This window comes from Bacillus sp. FSL M8-0049 (assembly GCF_038593355.1).
In the GTDB taxonomy this organism is placed as follows: domain Bacteria; phylum Bacillota; class Bacilli; order Bacillales; family Bacillaceae; genus Bacillus; species Bacillus safensis.
Window position 1 is genome coordinate 1835090 of the sequence record NZ_CP151986.1, and the last position, 24162, is coordinate 1859251.

18 protein-coding genes are annotated in these 24162 nt (G+C 45.6%); 10 read left to right on the plus strand and 8 right to left on the minus strand.

The window, feature by feature from the left end:
• Nucleotides 1-6 precede the first annotated feature (6 nt).
• Nucleotides 7-771, plus strand: coding sequence for a DeoR/GlpR family DNA-binding transcription regulator (locus NSU13_RS09345; protein WP_342490024.1), 765 nt, complete (start codon nucleotides 7-9; stop codon nucleotides 769-771).
• 16 nt (nucleotides 772-787) lie between these two features.
• On the opposite strand, the gene NSU13_RS09350 is transcribed toward NSU13_RS09345, so the two are convergent.
• Nucleotides 788-1366 (minus strand): hypothetical protein, encoded by a 579-nt coding sequence (locus NSU13_RS09350; protein WP_034284037.1) that lies wholly within the window; start codon nucleotides 1364-1366, stop codon nucleotides 788-790.
• Between the two features lie 125 nt (nucleotides 1367-1491).
• Here NSU13_RS09350 and NSU13_RS09355 point away from each other — a divergent pair, with 125 nt between their 5' ends.
• The 6 genes from NSU13_RS09355 to NSU13_RS09380 all read left to right on the plus strand — a co-directional run bounded on the left by NSU13_RS09355 (nucleotide 1492) and on the right by NSU13_RS09380 (nucleotide 9218).
• Nucleotides 1492-2625 carry a sugar diacid recognition domain-containing protein gene (locus NSU13_RS09355; RefSeq protein WP_342489468.1) on the plus strand — a complete coding sequence of 378 codons (1134 nt, stop codon included), beginning with the start codon at nucleotides 1492-1494 and terminating at the stop codon, nucleotides 2623-2625.
• 78 nt (nucleotides 2626-2703) lie between these two features.
• Nucleotides 2704-4113: a glycolate oxidase subunit GlcD gene (glcD, locus tag NSU13_RS09360; protein ID WP_342489469.1), complete on the plus strand. Its 1410-nt coding sequence runs from the start codon at nucleotides 2704-2706 to the stop codon at nucleotides 4111-4113.
• Entirely contained in the window at nucleotides 4110-5450 is a 1341-nt protein-coding gene (locus NSU13_RS09365; RefSeq protein WP_342489470.1) for a (Fe-S)-binding protein, read from the plus strand. Before glcD ends, NSU13_RS09365 begins: the two co-directional genes overlap by 4 nt.
• 73 nt (nucleotides 5451-5523) lie before the next feature.
• Complete coding sequence (locus NSU13_RS09370) at nucleotides 5524-7008, plus strand: spore germination protein (RefSeq protein ID WP_342489471.1); 1485 nt, start codon at nucleotides 5524-5526, stop codon at nucleotides 7006-7008.
• Between the two features lie 12 nt (nucleotides 7009-7020).
• Nucleotides 7021-8121, plus strand: a complete 1101-nt coding sequence (locus tag NSU13_RS09375; RefSeq protein WP_327827878.1) for a GerAB/ArcD/ProY family transporter — start codon at nucleotides 7021-7023, stop codon at nucleotides 8119-8121.
• A complete protein-coding gene (locus NSU13_RS09380; RefSeq protein ID WP_342489472.1) occupies nucleotides 8118-9218 on the plus strand; it encodes a Ger(x)C family spore germination protein in 1101 nt (366 codons plus the stop codon). Before NSU13_RS09375 ends, NSU13_RS09380 begins: the two co-directional genes overlap by 4 nt.
• Before the next feature lie 236 nt (nucleotides 9219-9454).
• On the opposite strand, the gene NSU13_RS09385 is transcribed toward NSU13_RS09380, so the two are convergent.
• Together NSU13_RS09385 and NSU13_RS09390 are read right to left on the minus strand one after the other, a co-directional pair.
• The gene (locus tag NSU13_RS09385) at nucleotides 9455-10210 is read right to left on the minus strand and encodes a hypothetical protein (RefSeq protein ID WP_342489473.1); all 756 of its coding nucleotides are present in this window, start codon (nucleotides 10208-10210) and stop codon (nucleotides 9455-9457) included.
• Between the two features lie 131 nt (nucleotides 10211-10341).
• Nucleotides 10342-10572, minus strand: a complete 231-nt coding sequence (locus NSU13_RS09390; protein WP_342489474.1) for an excisionase family DNA-binding protein — start codon at nucleotides 10570-10572, stop codon at nucleotides 10342-10344.
• A 322-nt stretch (nucleotides 10573-10894) separates the two neighbouring features.
• On the opposite strand from NSU13_RS09390, the gene NSU13_RS09395 reads away from it, so the two are divergent.
• A complete protein-coding gene (locus NSU13_RS09395; protein ID WP_034284052.1) occupies nucleotides 10895-11497 on the plus strand; it encodes a DedA family protein in 603 nt (200 codons plus the stop codon).
• A 38-nt stretch (nucleotides 11498-11535) separates the two neighbouring features.
• Here NSU13_RS09395 and NSU13_RS09400 read toward each other — a convergent pair whose 3' ends face one another.
• Nucleotides 11536-12357, minus strand: a complete 822-nt coding sequence (locus tag NSU13_RS09400; RefSeq protein WP_101676655.1) for a uroporphyrinogen-III synthase — start codon at nucleotides 12355-12357, stop codon at nucleotides 11536-11538.
• A 142-nt stretch (nucleotides 12358-12499) separates the two neighbouring features.
• Here NSU13_RS09400 and NSU13_RS09405 point away from each other — a divergent pair, with 142 nt between their 5' ends.
• Entirely contained in the window at nucleotides 12500-13120 is a 621-nt protein-coding gene (locus NSU13_RS09405; RefSeq protein WP_024425703.1) for a GPR1/FUN34/YaaH family transporter, read from the plus strand.
• Nucleotides 13121-13158: 38 nt separating this feature from the next.
• Here NSU13_RS09405 and NSU13_RS09410 read toward each other — a convergent pair whose 3' ends face one another.
• Nucleotides 13159-14178 (minus strand): LLM class flavin-dependent oxidoreductase, encoded by a 1020-nt coding sequence (locus tag NSU13_RS09410; RefSeq protein ID WP_024427753.1) that lies wholly within the window; start codon nucleotides 14176-14178, stop codon nucleotides 13159-13161.
• 173 nt (nucleotides 14179-14351) lie between these two features.
• Between NSU13_RS09410 and NSU13_RS09415 the strand changes: the two genes are divergently transcribed.
• Entirely contained in the window at nucleotides 14352-20621 is a 6270-nt protein-coding gene (locus tag NSU13_RS09415) for a hypothetical protein (protein WP_342489475.1), read from the plus strand.
• A 20-nt stretch (nucleotides 20622-20641) separates the two neighbouring features.
• Here the strand turns inward: NSU13_RS09415 and NSU13_RS09420 are convergent, their stop codons facing one another.
• The 3 genes from NSU13_RS09420 to dacB all read right to left on the minus strand — a co-directional run bounded on the left by NSU13_RS09420 (nucleotide 20642) and on the right by dacB (nucleotide 24143).
• Nucleotides 20642-21202: a CatB-related O-acetyltransferase gene (locus NSU13_RS09420; RefSeq protein WP_342489476.1), complete on the minus strand. Its 561-nt coding sequence runs from the start codon at nucleotides 21200-21202 to the stop codon at nucleotides 20642-20644.
• A 63-nt stretch (nucleotides 21203-21265) separates the two neighbouring features.
• Nucleotides 21266-22633 carry an MATE family efflux transporter gene (locus tag NSU13_RS09425; RefSeq protein ID WP_029708164.1) on the minus strand — a complete coding sequence of 456 codons (1368 nt, stop codon included), beginning with the start codon at nucleotides 22631-22633 and terminating at the stop codon, nucleotides 21266-21268.
• A 25-nt stretch (nucleotides 22634-22658) separates the two neighbouring features.
• A complete protein-coding gene (gene dacB, locus NSU13_RS09430) occupies nucleotides 22659-24143 on the minus strand; it encodes a D-alanyl-D-alanine carboxypeptidase/D-alanyl-D-alanine-endopeptidase (RefSeq protein ID WP_342489477.1) in 1485 nt (494 codons plus the stop codon).
• Nucleotides 24144-24162 lie beyond the last annotated feature (19 nt).

Here is a 24162-nt window from a genome sequence, read left to right on the forward strand (position 1 = left end):
TGAAGTATGATAAAAACAAAACGGATTCAGCAAATCAAAGAGTATGTGTTTGACCGTGAATCTGCCTCACTTGATGAGCTTGTGGCGCATTTTGGTGTCTCAAAAAACACGATACGCCGAGATGTACAGGCATTGGTCGAGTCTGGCGTGCTCAAAAAAGTGTATGGCGGAGTGGCTGTGAACCACTCAACGTTAGTGGTGTATCAGGAGCGAAAGACCCGTCAGCTCAGTAAAAAGCAATTGATCGGTCAGACGGCTGCCGCTTTTGTGGAAAACGGGGATATGATTTTTATTGATTCTGGTACGACAACGCTTGAGATGCTCCCCTATTTGACTGAGAAACAGGTGACCATTGTGACCAATAATGTAGATTTCATTACACAGGCGATGCCTTATGACAATCTCACCATCTTTTCCACTGGCGGGATGCTTGAAAGAAAAACGAATTCTTTCGTTGGCTATCAAAGTGTTGAGCGCTTAAAAGCTTACAATGTCAATAAAGCCTTTATCGCATCAACTGGTTTATCCATTGATCACGGCGTCACGAATTCGTCTCCGCTTGAAACCGATATTAAAAAGACGCTTGTTCAAAAAAGTGCCAAAACCTTTTTATTAGTGGATGATAGCAAATTCGATCATTACGCCTTGACCACGTTTTGTGATTTGCACGAGATTGATATCGTCGTGACCAATCAGGAGCCAAATGAAGATTATCTTCAATATGGAAAAGAGCATGATGTACGGTTTGTCACACCTTCATCGAATGAATAGATGGACAAAAAACGGCTCAGGAATTTGAGCCGTTTTTTGATTCATTGATTTCAAGCTGCATGATCATACGGAATAAAAATCGATACACGGCCGAGATGACGTCAATGAAAGCCGTATCTTCGTGGATATCCTCAAGCTCAAGAAGCTGCAAATTCACATCAAATAAGCCATCTTGTCCATTAAATTGAAGCTGAGCACCATTTAATGGCGATAGCATGTCCTTTAGAATATTCGTGTCTTTTTTAGGACGTTTTAAACCGAATAGGACGGTATACGTTTGAAACACTTCATCCCATTCAATGGCCAAGCCATCCACTTTCACGACATCAAACCACTTGGATTCGATATAAATGAATTCTTTTTGATGTTTTTTCACATATGTAAGCGGTGTGTTTAGAAATGAGGCGTTTTCTGTTTGAATCATGTTCTCTGATTCCTTGTCTACACGCTCTATATATACATCGCCAAAACGGGCTTCTTCTTTTATTCTCGCCCCTTCTAATGTCCAATTGCGGCGCGCCGCTTCATCATATTCAAAGTCGGTCAGCGCCTGTCCTTCTTTTAGTAAGTCTTGTAAGCGATTTTGCAGTGACATGGCTATGTCTCCTTTCTTCTCCTTCATGTGTGTTTATTATTTTAGCATAACTCATGAAAAGAAAGATATGTCCGAGCATATGATGGTATGATAGTGTCAAAAGAAACATCTCGGAGGGGTACGTTTTGCTCACAATGACACTGGCAGAAAAAATCGTAGACGAGGTTAAAAAGGTGCTGACTGAGGAAATCATCATCGCACAAACAAACGGCACCATCATTGCAGCAACAGATCCAGCGCGCGTTGGACAATTTCATGAAGGAGCGTATCTGACATCTTTTGAAGGACAGAAACGAATTCTCACAAAGGATGACCAGCAGCACATGAAAGGCGTCAAAGCTGGCATCAATCTGCCTATTTATTTTAAGCAAGAGGTCATCGGGGTCATTGGAATGACAGGAGATCCTGTACATGTGTCTCCTTTTGGCAAAATATTAAGAAAAATGACCGAGCTGCTTATTCATGAACATGAATTTTTTCAAGAAACTGAAACGGATGAACGTCAGCTCGAAGCGTTTGTATTCGACTGGCTTCATCTGCCAGAGACAGCGATTGATCTCACTGAAAAAGCGTCGCGGCTTCAGCTTGATATCAATAAGGAGCGCGCAGTTGTTCTGATCGATTGTCAGGATGAATCGTTTATGAAGCAGAATCAATACAAAGAATTGAAGGAAACGCTGCATCTCACTAGTCAGGAGATCATCGTCCGCTGGGGGCATGCCCGTTTTTTGCTCATGCTGCAGACAACAGCAGATGATCGTAAAGCCTTGCAGCAGCGCCTGTTTCACATCCATGCCTCCCTTACGGCGCGGGGCACACAGGGGGTTTTGATTGGAGCAGGAAAACCAGCAGCTGCTCATTTGATGAAGCAATCCTTTCAACAAGCCTTTCGAGCATTAAAAATGGCACATGCTGATACACCGATTGTATTTGATGAAGATTTAACGCTTGAACTTTTTATGGAGGAAGTGAGTCAGGAAACAAAAGAAGTGTTTCTTGATCGAACAATCGCCCCTCTTCTCCCCTATCCTGAATTAGTGAAAACATTGCGGGTGCTTATGACATCAGATTGCTCATTGAAATATACAGCAGAAGCGATGCATGTCCATATCAATACACTGCATTACAGGCTAAAACGCATCCAAGATTTAACGACACTTGATCCAAAGCGCATGCAAGATGCAATGCTCTTTTATTTAGCCTTCATGTTATTAGATCATGATCCAAAAAAACGAAGCGAACAGCCCGATATTTTGTAGAATCGTCCATAGGCATGAGGCGATTCTTTTTTTATACTGAAAGAAACGATACGTCTCATCAATAGGAGTTGAATGCGTATGTTACATTCTGAATTTTTAAATCAATTAAAAAAGATTGTCGGTGCTTCTTACATGCAGGACAGTAAAGCCGATCGGCTTGCCTACTCTTATGATGCAACACCAAATTTTCAGCATATGCCAGATGTCATCGTAAGCCCGCATACGGCTGAGGAAATCCAGCAAATTGTCCGGCTCTGTGCCTCATATAACATACCGATCGTGCCAAGAGGATCAGGAACGAACCTTTGTGCAGGCACATGTCCCACTCAAGGCGGACTTGTGCTGCTGTTTACAAGAATGAACCAATTAATAGAAATAGATGAAGAAAACCTGACAGCAACGGTGCAGCCTGGTTTGATCACACAGGAACTCATTCGCCAAGTAGAGGCGAAAGGCCTCTTCTATCCACCTGATCCAAGCTCTATGAAAATCTCTACATTAAGCGGAAATATTAATGAAAATTCAGGTGGTCTCCGGGGATTAAAGTATGGAGTGACGAGAGATTATGTACTTGGACTTGAAGTCGTTCTGCCAAACGGTGACATCATCAAAACAGGCGGCAAGCTTGCAAAGGACGTGGCCGGGTATGATATGACCCGTTTGTTCGTAGGTTCAGAAGGAACGCTCGGGATTGTCACTGAAGCCACGCTGAAGCTTTTGCCGCTTCCAGAAACAAAACAAACGATGCTTTGCTTATATGAAAGTTTAGAGGAAGCCGCCGCTTCAGTGTCGGCGATTATTGCAGAGCGTATCATCCCCGCCACATTAGAATTTATGGATCAGCCAACCCTGGAAGTCGTTGAAGACTTTGCAAAAATCGGTTTGCCGACTGACGTTCAAGCAGTGCTGTTAATCGAACAGGACGGCCATCCTGAGGCGGTTTCCCGTGATATTGAGCGCATCGCAAAGGTTTGTCAGCTGCACGGTGCAAAAGAAGTGAATATCGCACATTCTGAAGAAGAGGCCAATGCCCTTTTAACAGCGAGACGATCTGCTTTATCAGCTCTCGCCCGGTTAAGCCCGACGACCATTTTAGAAGATGCCACAGTTCCCCGGTCTGAAATTGCCAGCATGGTGCGGGCGATCGAAGACATTGCGAAGGAGTACAAAGTGAAAATCTGTACATTTGGTCATGCAGGTGATGGCAATTTGCATCCTACTTGTGCAGCAGATGCAAGAAATGAAGAAGAAATGAAACGGGTGGAAGAAGCCTTTCAGGCCATTTTTGAAAAAGCAGTCTCACTTGGCGGCACCATTACGGGTGAACATGGCGTAGGTCTTATGAAAGCCCCTTACTTAGAACTAAAGGTTAAAAAAGAAGGCATTGCGGCAATGAAAGCGATCAAACAAGCGCTTGACCCGGAAAATATCATGAACCCTGATAAAGTGTTTGGAAAAGCCGCAAGAAAGCGGGTGGTGGTCTCATGAGTTCTAAACAAACAGAGATTCAGCAAGCATTTCAGCAGCAAATGGACGAAAAAGAGCTGCTCAATTGCATGCGCTGCGGATTCTGCCTTCCTTCCTGCCCGACTTATATTGAATCTGGTCAGCAAGAAACACACTCTCCCCGCGGCCGAATTGCTTTAATGAAGGCGGTGAGAGACGGCGTCATTGAGCCAGATGAAGATGTCGAGCATTCGCTGAATCTTTGTCTTGGCTGCCGTGCATGTGAACCGGTCTGCCCTTCCGGCGTTAAATATGGACGGTTACTTGAAGATGCAAGAGACATCATTCAGCAGCACAAAAAACAATCCATCCCTGTCAAACTTGTAAGACGTGTAGTGTTTAAAGGTCTCTTTCCTTCACAGAGCCGAATGCGGAAAGCGGCAGGACTTCTTCGATTTTATCAAACATCTGGTCTGCAAACGGCAGCCCGCAAAACTGGCATGCTGAAGGTGCTTCCACCGCACTTACGCCTGATGGAACAGGCGCTTCCAAAGGTGCCGCGTCAACAGAAAAGCCGTTTGACGGAATACAAAGCCGCCGGCCCAGCGAGAAAACGGGTCGCCTTTTTTACTGGCTGTTTAATGGACACGGTTTTTTCCAGTACAAACGAAGCAACCATCCAGCTTTTGCAGCTGGCAGGCTGTGACGTCTTCGTTCCTCCTATTCAGACGTGCTGCGGAGCGCTCCATGGCCATAGCGGTGAAAAAGAACAAGCGAAACAGTTAGCAAAGCGGAATATTGAAGCTTTTGAAGAGATAGATGCGGATGCCATTGTCATGAATGCGGGCGGTTGTGGCGCTTTTTTAAGTGATTACGATCATTTGCTTTGCGATGATCCGGATTTTCAAAAGCGAAGTGAAGCCTTCTCAAAGAAAATCACGGATATATCAGACATTTTAGTGGAGCTGGAATTTCACCGCCGCATGCCGCTTGCTTTGCCAGAGCAAGTCATCACCTACCAAGATTCATGTCATTTGCGGAACGGAATGGGTGTACAGCATGCGCCAAGGGTGCTGATGAAGGCCATTCAGGGTGTATCATTTAAAGAAATGAAGGATGCGGGCCGGTGCTGCGGCTCAGCTGGTATTTACAACATTTTGCAGCCAAAGATGTCGATGCAAATTTTAGATCATAAAATGACAGAAGCCAGCCAAACAAAGGCGGCTGCCATCGTTACATCTAATCCAGGCTGTCAGCTGCAAATGGCAGCAGGCATCAAACGCTCAGGGCACTCGCCGAGCATGCGCGCGGTCCATTTAGCTGATTTATTATTAGAAGCCGTTCTATATGGAAAAAAAGCGTCCAGCCCATCAAGCTGAACGCTTTTTTTCATGCATATCTTTAGACAATTGGTTAGATAATAGAGGCAAATCGCCGAAGGAGCTGGTTCAAATGCTGAAGAAAAACAAACAACAAAAGGACCCGAATTCAGTATTTGAAGCATTGTCACGTTCTGCTGATTTTACAAATGAGCTGTCTCGAAATGGAGATTTTCTGTATAGGATTTCCTTTTTTCGTTCATTGATTAATGGACATCTTCTACATGAACAAATTCTCCCCTCCCTCAAACAAATGCATCTGACACCCACTCTTGAAGAGTTGAAAGAACGAATTCCCATTGAGCAGGCTGTCATCACGAGCGATCTTCAAAAAGTGGAAGAAGCCCTTCACCGGGGCAACATTGCCATTAGACTTGAGACAGACTGGGGCAAAACGCTTCTTTTGCCGATTGAAGAAAAGAAAGGCAGACAAGTAGGTCCGCCTGAGATTGAATTTGGGATTATTAGTGCACAGGAAGCATTTGTAGAGTCTTTAGATACCAATTTAAATTTAGTCAGGCGGCGGCTGCCAACGCCTAACCTAAAAGTTGAGGAAAAGACGGTTGGTACGCTGTCTCAAACAAAAGTAGCCGTGTTATATATTGAAGAAATCGCCAACCCGGAAAACATCGAAACGGTTCTTCAGCGAATTGAGGACGTTAATTATGATCAGATTTTAGATGCGAATTACCTTGCTCAAATGCTTTATGATGTGTCCAATACGATCTTTCCGTTGTTTTTGAATACAGAAAGACCCGACCGCGTGTCTTCAGGTTTATCAGAAGGGAAAATTGCCATATTAGTGGATGGTTCGCCTCATGTCTTGCTTGCCCCGACTATTTTACTTGAGTATTTTTCCACTATGGAAGACTACAATATGTCATGGATTGCGGCTTCTTGCTTTAGGCTGTTACGCATATTTGCTGTGATATTTTCCATTTTTGCGACACCTTTATATGTAGCCGTTTTAACCTTTCATTATGAGCTGATCCCAAAGGATTTATTAGAAACGATTGTGTCCTCGCGCTATCTTGTGCCATTTCCTCCGATCATTGAGGCACTATTTTTAGAGATTTCGATTGAATTACTAAGAGAGGCTGGATCCAGGCTTCCGACAAAGGTAGGACAAACACTCGGGATTGTTGGCGGGATCGTCATTGGACAGGCGGCGGTGGCAGCGGGCTTAACAAGTAATATCCTGCTGATCATTGTGGCATTGTCTGCTCTAGCTTCCTTTGTCACCCCGATCTATAAAATGGGAAATGCCATCCGGCTTTTGAGGTTCCCTTTTCTATTTGCAGCACAGGTTTGGGGAGCCTTAGGAATTTCACTGATGGGCGCTTTTCTGATCACCCATTTGATGAAATTAACCTCTATTGGGCAGCCATACCTTGAACCCATTTATCCACCTCGTCTAGCTGATTTAAAGAGCAGTTTGATTCGCCCTCAGCTTCGCTTTTTGAATAAAAGGCCGGATAATTTACGCGGACAAAATAAAACCATTCACCAGCCAAAGCCTAAGCAAGGCCGGAAGGGGAAAAATGATTTTTATGAATAAGGAAGTGAAGGCATGAGCTCTTCTTCTGTCAAAGAGAAATTTAAAATATCCCCTTTTTTTGTGTTTTTTCTCATTAATGCCAATCAAGTAGGTGTCGGCATTTTAAACTTTCAAACGAACCTTGTCCGTTCCATGAATAATGACGGATGGATCGCCATTCTAATTTCTGGCATCAGTGTCAATGTGATGATCTTTCTGATTTACTTGATGTTTAAAAAGGCTCCTTCGGATGAATTTGTTCATATTACAAAATTCGTATTTGGTAAATGGATTGGGCAATTATTCAATATTCTCTACATCTTATACTTTTCATGTTTGTCGCTTACTGTCCTCGTCCATTATATGGATGTAATCCATGTGTGGCTGTTTAAAGAAATTCCGGGTTTTTTGTTTGCTGCTGTACTGCTTGTGCTAGTGTATTACATTCATACCGGCGGCTTTAGAACCATTGCAGGATGGGCGTTTTTTAGCATTATACTCACATATTGGATGACGTTTATTTGCTTTTACGTCATGAAATATAGTCACATTCGCTTTATGTTTCCAATGTTTGATCATACATTCTCGCAACTGGTAATGGGTCTCAAAGATGCCTCCTTACCCATGTTTGGTTTTGGAACGCTGCTTGTCTATTATCCCTTTATTAAAAAAGCACAAACGTCACAAAAATTTGCCCACATGGGAGCATTATTCACGACATGCTTAAATTTACTTGTCTTTCTCGTATCCATTGCGTATTATTCGAGTGCTCAGCTTAAATTAACAAAATGGCCAACATTGACGTTAACAAGCATTGTGAAACTTCCCTTCATTCAGCGCTTTGAATTTATTGAAGTGTCTCTTTGGCTGCTTCTTATTATTCCAAATATCGCGATTCCATTATGGGCTGCGAGCCGAATGGCGAAACAAGTATTTCATACAAGCCAGCGCGTCAATTTAATCGGTCTCAGCATTCTCATTCTAATCATGTTTTCGTTTTTTGCCGGTGCAACTTCTTTTGAAACCTTTAATCAATGGGTGGAATATAGCGGATTCATTCTGATCTATGGATTGATTGTCTGTATGGTCATTGGACTGATGCTGAAAAAAAGGTGGGTGAAAAAACGAACATGAAACAGTATGTACTCATAGGTCTCATGTTGTTTAGTCTTTTGTTAACTAGCTGTGCACAGCCCCGGCTATTAGATGAATTAAATATCTCTCAGGCGGTAGGATTTGATTTAATGGAAGATGGCGAAATGAAGGGCTTTTTTGTCTTTCCCGTCTTTAAAAGTGAAGAGCAAGGCAGCTATCAAATATTAAGTGCAAAGTCAAACACGATTAGTAATATCCAATTTCTCGTGTCAGAAAAATCGCCTTTTCCGGTGGTTATGGGCCAGGTGCTCGTTATTTTAGTCAGTGAAAAGTTAGCAAAAGAAGTCGGCATGATCGATTTAATGAATTACATTTATCGTGATCCTATTATTGGTTCACGCCAAGTGTTTGCGATTGTTGGCGGAGAAGTCGAAGAATTATTATACACAAAAATGAATCAAACGAACTTAAATATAGGTGTATATCTCTCTGATCTGTTAGCGCAAAATATGCGAAATGGCAATGAGCCGGTCACAAATCAGCATATTTTTATGAATCAGATGATGGCAAAAGGGGTCGATGCTTATCTCCCTTACATTGAAAGAACAAGCAATGCCATCAAGGTCTCGGGCGTTGCTCTATTTGATCAAGAAAAAATGGTGGGTCATATTCCAGGAGAAGACACGTTCACATTTAAAGCGATGATTGAAAATCATAAAAATGGCATCTATGAGTTTCAATTGCATGATCGAGCAAAGACTCATGTTGTCATTGAAAATATCAAATCACATGTGTCTTACCAGATCAAACCGACGAAAAACCTAACAAAAAAGCCTCATATCACGATTGATATCAAACTAAAAGGCGAATTAAAAGAATTCATGAAGTCCAAAAAAATTGATAAACCGAATATATTGGACCAAGTCGAAAAAGAAGTTGAAAAACGTATCACTCAGCAAGGAGAAGATCTTGTACAGTCCTTTAAAAAGCAAAACATAGACCCGCTTGGACTGGGCCTTAGGTATAGATCAAAAGACAAGGCAATGACACCAGAAAAATGGCAAGACATTTATCCTGATGCGGATGTAAAAGTGAAATGCCGCATGAAAATTGTTCAAACGGGAGTCAGCCAATAAAAAGGCTTATTCAAATATGTCTTGTTTGTTCTCCAAGATTTTGGACACTTTCATTTTCACTCGTGGAACCTGATCTTTTTGATTAACATCATGTAAAATCTTCTCTACTTCATTTTTATCAGTTTTAAGGATTTTAGGTGAAAATTGTTCCACTAGGGCCGGTCTATTTCCTGCACAGTTTGCCATTGTATCTAGTGCAATTAAGCTGAAAGGCCTTCCTTTGTTTAGCCAAGATTTCATTCTTTCCCAGGTTGGACAGCTGACGGCTGCCAGCCTTCCCCACTGATCGTGAAATGGGTGCAATTTGACTCCATCCAATCCAATATTTTGTGAGAACGGAAACGGTGCAGGCAAATAAAAGCCTCTAACGGCAATTCTTTTTCACTGATCGATTTCATTTTTTTCAATATATGGTGTAATCCCTCATCTTCTGGCAAACAGCTGGCTGCTGCCCACGAAAGCGGATAAAGGAATTCTTCGTCCGCCTGATTCAAAAGTTCCCTTACCCATTCAGCGGCAACTGTACCTAGAACATCAGCTGCGATTTCTAACATTCGTGATTTCACTTCAGCATGCTCCGTTTCATAAAACCTACTATGAACGAAATCCAAGATTTTTTGCTGGTCGTGCTGTTTCAGCGCATCGATGACATCATCCTCAAGAAACCATCTAGTAATTGAAAAGTCTATTAAAGACGCCAAATCATGCCTAACGACGTGTAATGTTGGTGCTTTCTCACTTTTGGTGACGATGACGTCCTTCTCTGATTGGAAAGCCTGTCCATCCTCTCCATAAAAATCATCGTGCAGTAAAAATTGATTTGGAGAATGGAGAACGGCTAAGTGATACCATTCAATAGGTCGTAATGAATTGGTGAGTAGTCTTTCGTGGCATTGATGGCATAATTGATAAGGCTGTTTCGGTTCATCAGACGCTTCTACAACATTCATTTCGTTTTTTTGACAGGCTTCACATAAAGTAGTTGTCCCCACCATTTTCACTTCCTTTTACTGCTAATGATTGTCATTCGAGAAAGAGCGGGAACCATTTGAGCATAAGTTAATATAAAGATTATTCTTTCTACATTGATCCATGTTGAATCAATTGAAAAAATGACAATATTCTAATCTTCATCCTTTACATCGGGGTCTTCCGGAATCGGTTCATTTAAGATCTCTTGGACGAGCTCTTTATATTGTTCGAGCTGCTTTAAATGCGTTTGAAACTGCCCTTGATAAATAAGATAAGATTCCCCGTCAAATACGCAACGGATCTTTTTTTGCTGGATTAATTTTTTAATATACGCTTCTGATACTTCCAAGTATTCAGCTGTTTCTGCAATTGTTAAATACATGTTTGTGCACCACCCGTTCGTTTCATCTAGCAAATTATATCATGTTCTGCTGAAAAAACGGATGCAGCCTATTCTTTTATGGTGACTATTTTTCACATAGCAAGTAGATCGTCTAAATGCCGGCAAATATGGTATGATAAAATCTGCTAGACGAGAGCTTTTTAACATAGACTTGATGAAAAAGGCAGGTTCAGTGGTGTCTGTATGAGCCGCAAGCCATCCTGGCATATATAGAAAGCATACTCATGAGAAAAGCAAAACAAGCATAGGCTCTTATAAGGATACTTGAAGAAAAATCGTATTTAAAGGCAGAGTGAAATGAATGGGAACCTTTTTTAATGAAATTTTAACCTGGCTGACAAGCCTTGGTTATGTAGGTGTAGCACTAGGGCTGATGATTGAAATCATTCCGAGTGAAATTGTACTTGCCTATGGCGGATATATGGTGTCAACAGGCACAATTGGTTTTGTAGGAGCTGTGATTGCCGGCGTCATCGGTGGTACGCTCGCCCAGTGTTTTATTTACTGGATCGGTCTGTACGGCGGAAGACCTTTTTTAACAAAGTATGGAAAGTATTTGTTCATCCATGAACATCATATCGCGACTGCAGAGCGCTGGTTTGACCGGTATGGAACCGGTGTAGTTTTTACCGCCCGCTTTATCCCTGTTGTCCGTCATGCCATCTCGATTCCAGCGGGTATTGCCAAGATGCCTTTTTTGAAATTCGTTTTCTTGACAGGATTAGCTGCCATCCCTTGGTCTATCTTATTTATCTATCTTGGCATGCAGCTTGGGACAAAATGGGATCATATTCAAAGTGTTGCTCATGCTTATACAACCCCTATTATGGTCATTGCCATTGTCCTGATTGTTCTCTACTTTGTACTCAAAAAAATTCGGACGAATCGAAAACGGACAATCTAACCAAAACGCCTTTCACTGATCTGGTGAAAGGCGTTTTTTTATGAGTGTGCTGATTGTTTTTCCATATATCGAGATAGCTCTATTATCATTGCACCCATTCTCTCAAGTGACGGGGCAAGAATTCGGTCTATTCCCTCTTCTTTTAAAGCTTCAGCAGTGACTTTCCCGACGGCTACTGCAAGCACGTGCTGCTCGAATAATGCTTGCAATTCTTCTTTTCTTCCCCATTCTGCAGCTAGTTTGAAAAAGGCGTGAACTTGGACAGCGGTTGTAAAACAAACGGCATGAACTTGTCCATCTTTCATTTCTTTCAGCAGCGTTTCAGCTGCCTCTGGTTCAGGAGGTGTGTGCTGATATGGTAAAAGCGGCAAAACATCTGCCCCTTTTTCATGTAAAAACTGAATGAGAGCTGGTGCATTTTCACCATGAAGCTGCACCATCACACGTTTGCCTTGAAATTCCTTGTCTTCAAGCTTTGAAATCAAGTCACGAACTGTACCGTCTTCATCAGAGACCTCAGGCTGAATTCCGCGTTTTTTCAAAGCAGCAAAGGTTTTGTACCCTCTTGAAGCAATATGGGCATTTGATAGAATGTTCATAAATTCTTTACCAAGCTGCAGCTCTTCTGCACTCTCAATCAATGTATCTGTACCGATGCCTGTTGTCAAGATCACCCAGTCGGCCCCTTGTTTCACAAAGGTTTCTATGCCTGGCTTTAATTCCTCTTTGGCTAAAAATACGGTTCCTTGAAGAGAGCGAATAACGGCTTGTCCCCCTTGCTTTTCGACAAGTGTACGCATTTCTTCTGTTTTTCTCGTTCCACAAATGGCAATCGTTTTTCCAGATAAGCCCTTCCTCATTTTATCCCTCTTTTTCTATCACATTTGATATGTATTAAATATAGATTTATTTGGAAGACGATGCAAGTGTCTACTAAAAAAGAGCTTGACGTTTCTATCGAATTCGAGTATCTTTTGTAAGTGCAAATTGTAGGAGGTCATTATGGAAAAACAGAATGTTCAAGCAATTCGATTATCAATTGCAGACCCAACACCACTTGGTTTGTTTGGTTTAGCAATGGTGACGCTCGTTGCGTCCTCACAAAAACTAGGAATCACAGATGGCACTTCCCTTATTTTACCTTGGGCTATCTTCCTTGGAGGAATCGCGCAGCTGATCGCGTCCATACAAGATTCAAAGCATCATAATATTTTTGGAGCCACTGCTTTTGGCGCATTCGGTCTTTTCTGGATGGGCGTTGGAACAACTTGGCTCATTCAAGCCGGCGTTTTTGGGAAAACGCTTGCGGGAGCAGCAGATCCAAAACAGTTAGGTTTTGCGTTTATTGGTTATTTGATTTTCAGCTTGTTTATGACGATTGGTGCAATGGAAACACATAAAGTATTATTTTTGATTTTCGTCTTTATTGATTTCTTATTCATTGGTCTTTCCCTTAGCACTTTTGGTGTGATGTACGATGTGACTCATACCATGGCTGGTATTGCAGAATTGATTATTTCCCTGCTTTCATTTTATGGTTCTGCAGCTGTTGTCCTTAATACACATTTTGGCCGTATTGTTCTGCCAATCGGACAACCATTTCGCATTTTTACAAAAGCTTAAATAAAAAAGAACTGCTCTGTGCAGTTCTTTTTTTATGTTTATTTTTCTTGTGCCTCTTGAAAGATCTCTCCGATGATTTCATACGAACGCATTCTTTCTTGATGATCGAACATATCAGAATTAATCATCACTTCATCTGCTTGAGTAGCTTCTATAAAGGCTTCTAATTCTGTTTTCACCTTTTCTTTATCCCCAATGATAGTCGAGCTTAATTGTTCATCCACCATCGCCTTTTCATATGGACTCCAAAGACCGTCCATGCTGTCGACAGGCGCCTTCAGTTTTCCTGGTGTGTTGCGAATGAGACTTAAAAACCGCTGATAATGAGAGGTTGCCAAGTATTCAGCCCGTTCTGTTTGATCTGCAGCAAAAACCGTCACACCGACCATGGCATAAGGCTCTTTTAATACATCAGAAGGTCTAAATGACTGTCTGTACAACTCTAACGCGGGAATTGTATTTTTAGGTGAGAAATGTGCTGCAAAGGCAAATGGTAATCCAAGTTCTCCTGCAAGTCTGGCGCTAAAACCACTTGAACCAAGGAGCCAAATCGGAATGTCCAGACCTTCTCCTGGAACAGCTCTTACATGTTTTTTAACCTGACCGGTCGGCTTGAAATATTGACGAAGTTCTTCAAGCTGCTCTGGGAAATCTTCTCCGTTATGAAGATTACGTCTAAGCGCTCTTGCTGTTAACTGATCCGTCCCTGGTGCTCTGCCAAGACCTAAATCAATTCTCCCTGGATACAATGTCTCAAGTGTGCCAAATTGTTCGGCAATGACAAGTGAAGAGTGGTTTGGCAGCATAATCCCGCCAGATCCTACTCGAATTTTTTCGGTTCCTCCCGCAATATATCCAATTAAAACAGACGTTGCAGAGCTCGCTACCCCTTCCATGTTATGGTGTTCTGCCAGCCAGTATCTATGATAGCCCCACTTCTCCGCCTTCTTTGCTAAATCCATACTACGATCAAAAGATTCTTTAATGGTACCTCCTTCTGTCACTGAGGATAAATTTAAAACGGAATAGGCTTTGCCTTGTAAAACTGATTGACTCATAAATGATGTCCCCATTTCTGTCAAAAATCATACTATTTTATACTTTCAACACCATAACACAAATCCATGAAAGATTTAAATGATTTGATTCGATGATTTTCGAAATGATGATTTCCTAGGTTTTACTTCCAATTTGAAAATTTGCACATAGAATGAAATATCAATTCTAGGAGATGGGCAATTTGTACAATCAATTCGAACACAAATGTCCCTTTTGCGGTAAATACCATGAACAGCCTCATTACAAAAGATCACGTCATGACCGTCCTCGAAAAAGAGACTGTCCATTCATTAAACAAGAATATCCAACACAAAAGATATCTCAAGGGAATCAACCTTGCCAGATTGCAAAAGGAATAAAACAATCAAAACCAAATCAAAGAGCTGGACCAAGAGGCCCGGCAGGCCCAGCAGGTCCCCCTGGACCAACCGGACCTACTGGACCTGCTGGCGGGTTAACCGGCGCTCTTCCTTTTGATCCCTCACAATCACAAGATTACGATGCAGGGCAAGTGGTCACGTTTAATGGCAGTACTTACATTGCCAATGTTGACGATCCATCAGGAATACCTGGACTCTCCCCCGACTATACCCTTTTGGCTGCTTCTGGAGAAACTGGGCCTACGGGGCCTACTGGGATCGGATTAAGTGGTGTTGAAGCCTATGATCCTGTTATGGCAACAACATATTCAGTAGGGCAAGTGGTCACTTATGGTGGTGGTACGTATATAGTGGATTCTGCACCACCTTCAGGTACGCCAGATACGTCGTCAGATTACACACTTTTAGCAGCACCAGGTGAAACTGGGCCTGCAGGCGCTACGGGTATTACTGGATCTACCGGTCCTACTGGCGCCACGGGGATCACCGGTTCAACCGGATCTACCGGTCCTACTGGTGTCACTGGTATTACTGGACCAACAGGTCCTACTGGCGCCACGGGGATTACCGGAGCTACGGGTCCTACGGGTGCGACAGGGATTACCGGAGCTACTGGTGATACAGGGGCCACGGGCATCACTGGAGCTACCGGACCTACTGGTGCCACGGGCATCACTGGTTCAACTGGACCTACGGGTGCCACCGGTATGCCCGGATCTACCGGTCCTACGGGTGCCACGGGGATTACTGGAGCTACCGGTCCTACGGGTGCCACGGGGATTACTGGAGCTACCGGTCCTACTGGCGCCACGGGGATCACCGGTTCAACCGGAGCGACCGGTCCTACTGGTGTCACTGGTATTACTGGACCAACAGGTCCTACTGGCGCCACGGGGATTACCGGAGCTACGGGTCCTACGGGTGCCACTGGGATTACCGGATCTACCGGTCCTACGGGTGCGACAGGGATTACTGGTTCAACTGGCTCTACCGGCGCGACGGGCATCACTGGAGCTACGGGTCCTACGGGTGCGACAGGTATTACTGGATCAACTGGCTCTACCGGCGCGACGGGCATCACTGGTTCTACTGGACCTACGGGTGCCACCGGTATTACCGGATCTACCGGTCCTACTGGTGTCACTGGTATTACTGGACCAACTGGTCCTACTGGTCCTACTGGTGTGACGGGGATCACTGGAGCTACTGGGCCTACTGGTGCGACAGGGATTACTGGTTCAACTGGCTCTACCGGCGCGACGGGGATCACTGGTTCAACTGGACCTACTGGGGCCACGGGGATCACCGGTTCAACTGGACCTACCGGGACCACGGGGATCACTGGAGCTACCGGACCTACGGGTGCCACGGGCATCACTGGGGCTACTGGACCTACCGGTGCCACGGGGATCACCGGTTCAACCGGATCTACCGGTCCTACTGGTGTCACTGGTATTACTGGACCAACAGGTCCTACTGGTGTGACGGGTATCACTGGACCTACCGGACCTACCGGTGCCACGGGCATCACTGGATCAACTGGACCTACTGGGGCCACGGGGATCACCGGTTCAACTGGACCTACCGGTGCCACCGGTTCAACCGGATCTACCGGTCCTACTGGTGTCACTGGTATTACTGGACCAACAGGTCCTACGGGTGCCACGGGGATTACTGGAGCTACTGGCTCTACCGGCGCAACGGGTATCACTGGTTCAACTGGACCTACTGGTGCGACAGGGATTACTGGTTCAACTGGCTCTACCGGTGCCACGGGGATTACTGGAGCTACGGGTCCTACTGGCGCGACGGGCATCACTGGTTCTACTGGACCTACTGGTGCCACCGGTATTACCGGATCTACCGGTCCTACTGGTGGCACTGGTATTACTGGACCAACAGGTCCTACTGGTGCCACGGGGATTACTGGATCAACTGGCTCTACCGGCGCAACGGGTATCACTGGATCAACTGGACCTACTGGTGCCACCGGTATTACCGGATCTACCGGTCCTACGGGTGTCACTGGTATTACTGGACCAACTGGTCCTACTGGCGCCACGGGGATTACCGGAGCTACGGGTCCTACGGGTGCGACAGGGATTACTGGAGCTACTGGTGATACAGGGGCCACGGGGATCACTGGACCAACTGGTCCTACTGGTGTGACGGGTATCACTGGAGCTACCGGACCTACTGGTGCCACGGGGATTACTGGATCAACTGGCTCTACCGGTGCCACGGGGATCACCGGTTCAACTGGACCTACCGGTGCCACCGGTTCAACCGGATCTACCGGTCCTACTGGTGTCACTGGTATTACTGGACCAACAGGTCCTACGGGTGCCACGGGGATTACTGGAGCTACTGGCTCTACCGGCGCAACGGGGATTACCGGATCTACCGGTCCTACTGGTGTCACTGGTATTACTGGACCAACTGGTCCTACTGGTGTGACGGGGATCACTGGATCTACCGGTCCTACTGGCGCCACGGGCATTACTGGTTCAACTGGACCTACTGGTGCCACGGGGATTACTGGAGCTACTGGTGCGACAGGGGCGACGGGCATCACTGGATCAACTGGACCTACTGGTGCCACCGGTTCAACCGGATCTACCGGTCCTACTGGTGTCACTGGTATTACTGGACCAACTGGTCCTACTGGTGCCACCGGTATGCCCGGATCTACCGGTCCTACGGGTGCCACGGGGATTACTGGAGCTACTGGTGATACAGGGGCCACGGGGATCACTGGACCAACTGGTCCTACTGGTGTGACGGGGATCACTGGATCTACCGGTCCTACGGGTGCCACGGGGATTACTGGACCAACAGGTCCTACTGGTGCCACGGGGATTACTGGATCAACTGGCTCTACCGGCGCAACGGGTATCACTGGATCAACTGGACCTACTGGTGCCACCGGTATTACCGGATCTACCGGTCCTACGGGTGCCACGGGGATTACTGGACCAACAGGTCCTACTGGTGCCACGGGGATTACTGGATCAACTGGCTCTACCGGCGCAACGGGTATCACTGGATCAACTGGACCTACTGGTGCCACCGGTATTACCGGATCTACCGGTCCTACGGGTGCGACAGGGATTACTGGATCAACTGGCTCTACCGGCGCTACGGGGATCACTGGTTCAACTGGACCTACTGGTGCGACAGGGATTACTGGATCAACTGGACCTACCGGTGCCACGGGGATTACTGGAGCTACTGGGCCTACTGGCGCCACGGGGATTACTGGAGCTACTGGAGCTACCGGCGCAACGGGTATCACTGGTTCAACTGGACCTACTGGTGCGACAGGGATTACTGGAGCTACTGGCTCTACCGGCGCAACGGGTATCACTGGTTCAACTGGACCTACTGGTGCGACAGGGATTACTGGATCAACTGGACCTACCGGTGCCACGGGGATTACTGGAGCTACTGGGCCTACTGGCGCCACGGGCATTACTGGTTCAACTGGACCTACTGGTGCCACCGGTATTACCGGATCTACCGGTCCTACTGGTGTCACTGGTATTACTGGACCAACAGGTCCTACGGGTGTGACGGGTATCACTGGAGCTACTGGGCCTACTGGGCCTACTGGTGCGACAGGGATTACTGGATCAACTGGCTCTACCGGCGCAACGGGTATCACTGGATCAACTGGACCTACTGGTGCCACCGGTATTACCGGATCTACCGGTCCTACGGGTGCGACAGGGATTACTGGATCAACTGGCTCTACCGGCGCTACGGGGATCACTGGTTCAACTGGACCTACTGGTGCGACAGGGATTACTGGATCAACTGGCTCTACCGGCGCAACGGGTATCACTGGATCAACTGGACCTACTGGTGCCACGGGGATTACTGGAGCTACGGGTCCTACGGGTGCCACGGGCATCACTGGTTCTACTGGACCTACGGGGGCCACGGGGATTACTGGAGCTACTGGTGATACAGGGGCCACGGGGATCACTGGACCAACAGGTCCTACTGGTGTGACGGGGATCACTGGAGCTACCGGACCTACTGGTGCCACGGGGATTACTGGAGCTACTGGAGCTACCGGCGCAACGGGTATCACTGGTTCAACTGGACCTACTGGTGCGACAGGGATTACTGGATCAACTGGACCTACCGGTGCCACGGGGATTACTGGAGCTACTGGGCCTACTGGCGCCACGGGGATTACTGGAGCTACTGGAGCTACCGGCGCAACGGGTATCACTGGTTCAACTGGACCTACTGGTGCGACAGGGATTACTGGAGCTACTGGCTCTACCGGCGCAACGGGTATCACTGGTTCAACTGGACCTACTGGTGCGACAGGGATTACTGGATCAACTGGACCTACCGGTGCCACGGGGATTACTGGAGCTACTGGGCCTACTGGCGCCACGGGCATTACTGGTTCAACTGGACCTACTGGTGCCACCGGTATTACCGGATCTACCGGTCCTACTGGGACCACGGGCATCACTGGTTCAACTGGACCTACGGGGGCCACGGGGATCACTGGAGCTACTGGGCCTACTGGGCCTACTGGTGCGACAGGGATTACTGGATCAACTGGCTCTACCGGCGCAACGGGTATCACTGGATCAACTGGACCTACTGGTGCCACCGGTATTACCGGATCTACCGGTCCTACTGGTGCGACAGGGATTACTGGATCAACTGGCTCTACCGGCGCGACGGGGATCACTGGAGCTACGGGTCCTACGGGTGCGACAGGGATTACTGGATCAACTGGCTCTACCGGCGTTACGGGGATCACTGGTTCAACTGGACCTACTGGTGCCACGGGGATTACTGGAGCTACGGGTCCTACTGGTGCGACGGGGATTACTGGAGCTACGGGTCCTACTGGTGCCACGGGCATCACTGGTTCAACTGGACCTACTGGTGCCACGGGGATCACCGGTTCAACTGGACCTACGGGGGCCACCGGTATTACCGGATCTACCGGTCCTACTGGGACCACGGGCATCACTGGTTCAACTGGACCTACGGGGGCCACGGGTATCACTGGAGCTACTGGGCCTACGGGGGCCACGGGGATCACCGGTTCAACTGGACCTACGGGTGCCACCGGTATTACCGGATCTACCGGACCTACTGGTGCCACGGGGATTACTGGATTAACTGGCTCTACCGGCGCTACGGGGATCACTGGTTCAACTGGACCTACTGGTGCGACAGGGATTACTGGATTAACTGGCTCTACCGGCGCTACGGGGATCACTGGTTCAACTGGACCTACTGGTGCGACAGGGATTACTGGATCAACTGGCTCTACCGGTGCCACGGGCATCACTGGTTCTACTGGACCTACCGGGACCACGGGCATCACTGGAGCTACCGGACCTACGGGTGCCACGGGGATCACCGGTTCAACTGGACCTACTGGTGCCACCGGTATTACCGGATCTACCGGACCTACGGGTGCCACGGGGATCACCGGTTCAACCGGAGCTACCGGTCCTACTGGTGTTACTGGTATTACTGGACCAACAGGTCCTACTGGTGCCACCGGCATCACTGGATCTACCGGACCTACCGGTGCCACGGGTATTACTGGACCAACAGGTCCTACTGGCGTGACAGGTGTCACTGGGGCTACTGGAACAGGTGGTTTTACAGATACAGCACTTTATGCTGCTAATAGTTCTGGCCCTACCATCGTTACTGTAGCAGGAGGAACGAATATTCCTTTGCCAAACTTTCAAAACATTACTGGTTTTACAGCAAACGGCACTAGTACTGTTTTTACCGTTCTGCAAACTGGTAAATATTATATTACGTATCAAATCAACACCACTACAGCTCTTTTGATTAATACACGTTTGCTTTTAAATGGAACAACTACTATTTCTGGTTCTGTTCAATCACCTGTTATCTCAACTTCATTAATCAACAACACTGTTATTGTTAATTTAACAGCTGGTAATACCATCTCACTGCAGTTTTTTGGGGCGGTTGTCACAGCTATTTTAGTTGGCGGAGGTGGTGCTGCTGGAGCAGCCTTGACCATCATACGTCTTAGCTAAACTAAAAAAGAAAGGCTTTTTCAGCCTTTCTTTTTTATGTCTTCTATTACATTTATACACTGTTCAATATCATACGATTGCAAAAGATGAAAAATAGATTGGATGATTGAAAACTCTAAATTCCACCATTCTAATAACTGCAGTTTTTCGATTATTTCGGATGAAAATCGATATTTCATGAGCTGCTGGGGATTTCCTGCGGCAATTGCATATGGCGGCACATCTTTTGTGATCACACTATTTGCCCCGATCACGGCCCCGTTTCCTATACATACTCCTGACATAATCGTCGCACCATATCCAATCCATACGTCATGTCCAATATGAACATCTCCCTTCGATTTGGGATGTCCTTTAATATGGACAGCTTCTTTAAAAATTTGATTAAACGGATACGTTGTGACCCAATCTGTACGGTGTTCCCCGCCTAGAAAAATTTTCACTTCGTTTGCGATGGAACAAAACTTCCCAATATTTAATGTCGTTCCTTCCCCCCACGTCAACACTTGGAAATCTGGTCCGGCATAAGAAAAGTCACCGATATTGTACGAGCTCAGTTCACTTCTTTGATTCAAAAACATAGAAGATCCGGCCTCCTTAAAGTGAGAGATCTTCGTATGTATATGCTGCTTTAACCCTTTACATTATGATTGAACAAGCGCTACAATTTGTTTTTTCTTCCATACGAGCTGATAGTAGCTGTATTGGAGGAGTAAGTTTACAAAGAAAGCTGCAGGGTAGCCAATCCATATTCCTTTAATGCCAAGAGATGTATAGTGCGATAGCACATAAGCGACTGGTACTTCTACAAGCCAAATGGAACAAATACTAAAGATCGTCGGCCAAAGAACCGTCCCGCTTGCTCTCATTGTGGCTGCAACAATTTGGGCCGTTCCAAAAATGAGATAGCTCCATAATGTAATGACGACCAAACTATAGGCAATATCTATCGTGCCAGGGTCTGTTAAAAAGATAGATAAAATCTGCGGTGCAAAAATATAAACGAAAATAATGATACATCCGCCTATGGCAAAGTTAAGACCTAACCCAATTTTAATGACATCTTTCAGTCGATTCATATTTCCTGCGCCAATGAATTGAGCTGCAAAGATCGAGACCGCAATGCCAAGGCTCACTGCCGGCATCTGCACATAACTCACGACTTGATTGACAACACCATAGGCAGCTGTTGCCTGTGATCCATAATCGTTGACGAAAGAAATAACGGCAATTTCTGATAAAGAAATGAGGATCATATTAATGCTTGATGGGATACTGAGCTTTAATAACGTTTTTAATAGATCCCCTTTCATCAATAAATGCTTTCTCACCGATGCATCAATGCGAAGCGGGTGCTTTGTCTTATATAAGTAGATGTGTAGAATGATAAATGTCACAATTGTTGAAATCACAGAAGCATACGCAGCGCCGTATAAGCCGAACGCTGGCAGTCCCAGCCATCCAAATAATAAAATGGGCAGCATCAAAATATTCGTTGCAGTACTAATCATTAAGAAATAAAATGGCGTTTTCGAATCCCCTGTCCCTCGCAAGAAGGTCGTATAAACAAAATAAAGAAATAAGATCGGCATTGAGATGAATAGAATTCTAGCATAGCCCGCACTTTCCTCCACGATATTAGCGGGTGTTCCCATAAGGTTTAAGATGTCTGTTGCGAAAAAACCTCCAATGATCGCTAAAGATACTCCGATCAAAAAAGTGAATGAAAGCGTTGTGCCAATAATTTCTTTTAATTTCTGTTCATTTTTTGCTCCATACGCTTGTCCAATAAGGATCGAGCTTCCCGATCCAATTCCAATGGAAAAAGAAACGAGTAAAAAGAAAAGCGGAAAGAATGCAGAAATGGCAGCTACTGCATCCTCTCCAATCCATCTTCCGACAAGAACAATAGACACTAATTGTCCGATCGATTGCAAAATATTACTTAGCAAAAGCGGGATGAGAAAAATGGACATGGTTTTTACTAAAGATTGATTATTATCTAACGTCATGATGGTTCTCCTTCTCTCTCTAAATCTAAAGATTCTCAGCTAGTATGCTGACAATACGGTCTTCTATCTCTTTTCCTTTTTCGTCATCAACAAGGTGATTTAATAAGATGGAAAAAGCGAGCGTTTTCCCGCCCTGCGTGTCAATATATCCAGAAAGTGTGCTGACCGTTGTTAACGACCCTGTTTTTGCACGTACTTTTTCTAGTGTAGCTGGTTCCTTCAATCTGTTCCTTAACGTTCCCCCCACCATTCGTTCACTTGCCCCTGCTAAAGGGAGCGCATGTTCATAGGTTTTAAACCATTTTTCCTTTTGAATGTTTGTCAAAAATAAAGTGAACTGGTTAGCAGAGATAAGGTTAATAGGTGATATGCCCGATCCGTCACGCAGCACTGCAAGCGAAGGATCGATGCCAAACGCAGGAAGCCGTTCATTCATGACGTCCAGCCCAGCTTCAAAGCTCCCTTTGTTCTTCACTTTTTTCCCTAGTTCCTTTAGCAAAATTTCTGCATGGGTATTGTTGCTTAATTTCATCATAGGAACAAGCAGCTCTGATAATGGCATCGATGTATGGGAGGCAATTTTTTTGGCTTTTTTAGGAACTTGTTTTGATTTCAGCGGTCCCTTTACTTGAATCCCTTCCGCCTTTAACGCTCGTTTCATTAAGTCTAAAGCATAGACGGACGGATCCCATAAAGCTACCCATTGTTTAGATGAGCTCGCTTTAACAGGAATAGTCCCAGTCAACGTAATCTTGTTGGTTCCGTGAGAGCGCTTAAAAGAGATTTTCTTTTTTTCACCTTCTGGAACTGTTTTCACTTGATTGATGACTTGAGCGACATCCGTCTTTGGGATCATATCATATGCGGCTTTCTGTCCTGCTCTTTTTCCTGGTTTTACTTCGAGAATCACGGTCCCTGCATCATAATCTTGATTCGGTGAAGCCGTGAGAGCAGAAATTTGTGCCCCGTAATATTGATCCTCATCACTCCAAGGCAGGTCAATGGAGTATCTCGTGTCATCAAACCAAGTGTCATCTGCCGCAAGCTGCCCGCGAATGGTATGTATTCCGGCCTTTTTGACTTGTTTGGCAAGTGCTGCAAAATCCTCCTCTAATAAAGCCGGATCGCCGGTGCCACGAAGATAAAGGCTGCCATGTAGCGTTTTCTTTTGAATGGAACCATCCATCCAGATGTCTGTAGGGAATGTGTGTGTTTCTCCAAGTATATCAAGTGCGATGGCTGATGTGAGCAGTTTCATATTAGAAGCAGGAGTAAGACGAATATCGGCTTGATGTTCATAAAGAAGAGAGGTGTCAGAAGTATCGCGGACGCTGATGCCAGTGATCGCGCCCTCTAAATCAGGTGCTGTTCGTATGAATTCGTCTAAAGCTGTCATCCATTGAAGTGAATCGTCACGAGCTTTGAGTTGTTCATCTTTCGCTGAAAAAGGGAGAAATAAAATCGACAGGATGCATATTTGTAAAAACATGAGCTGTGAAAAACGCTTCACGCAATCCCTCCTTTTTGTT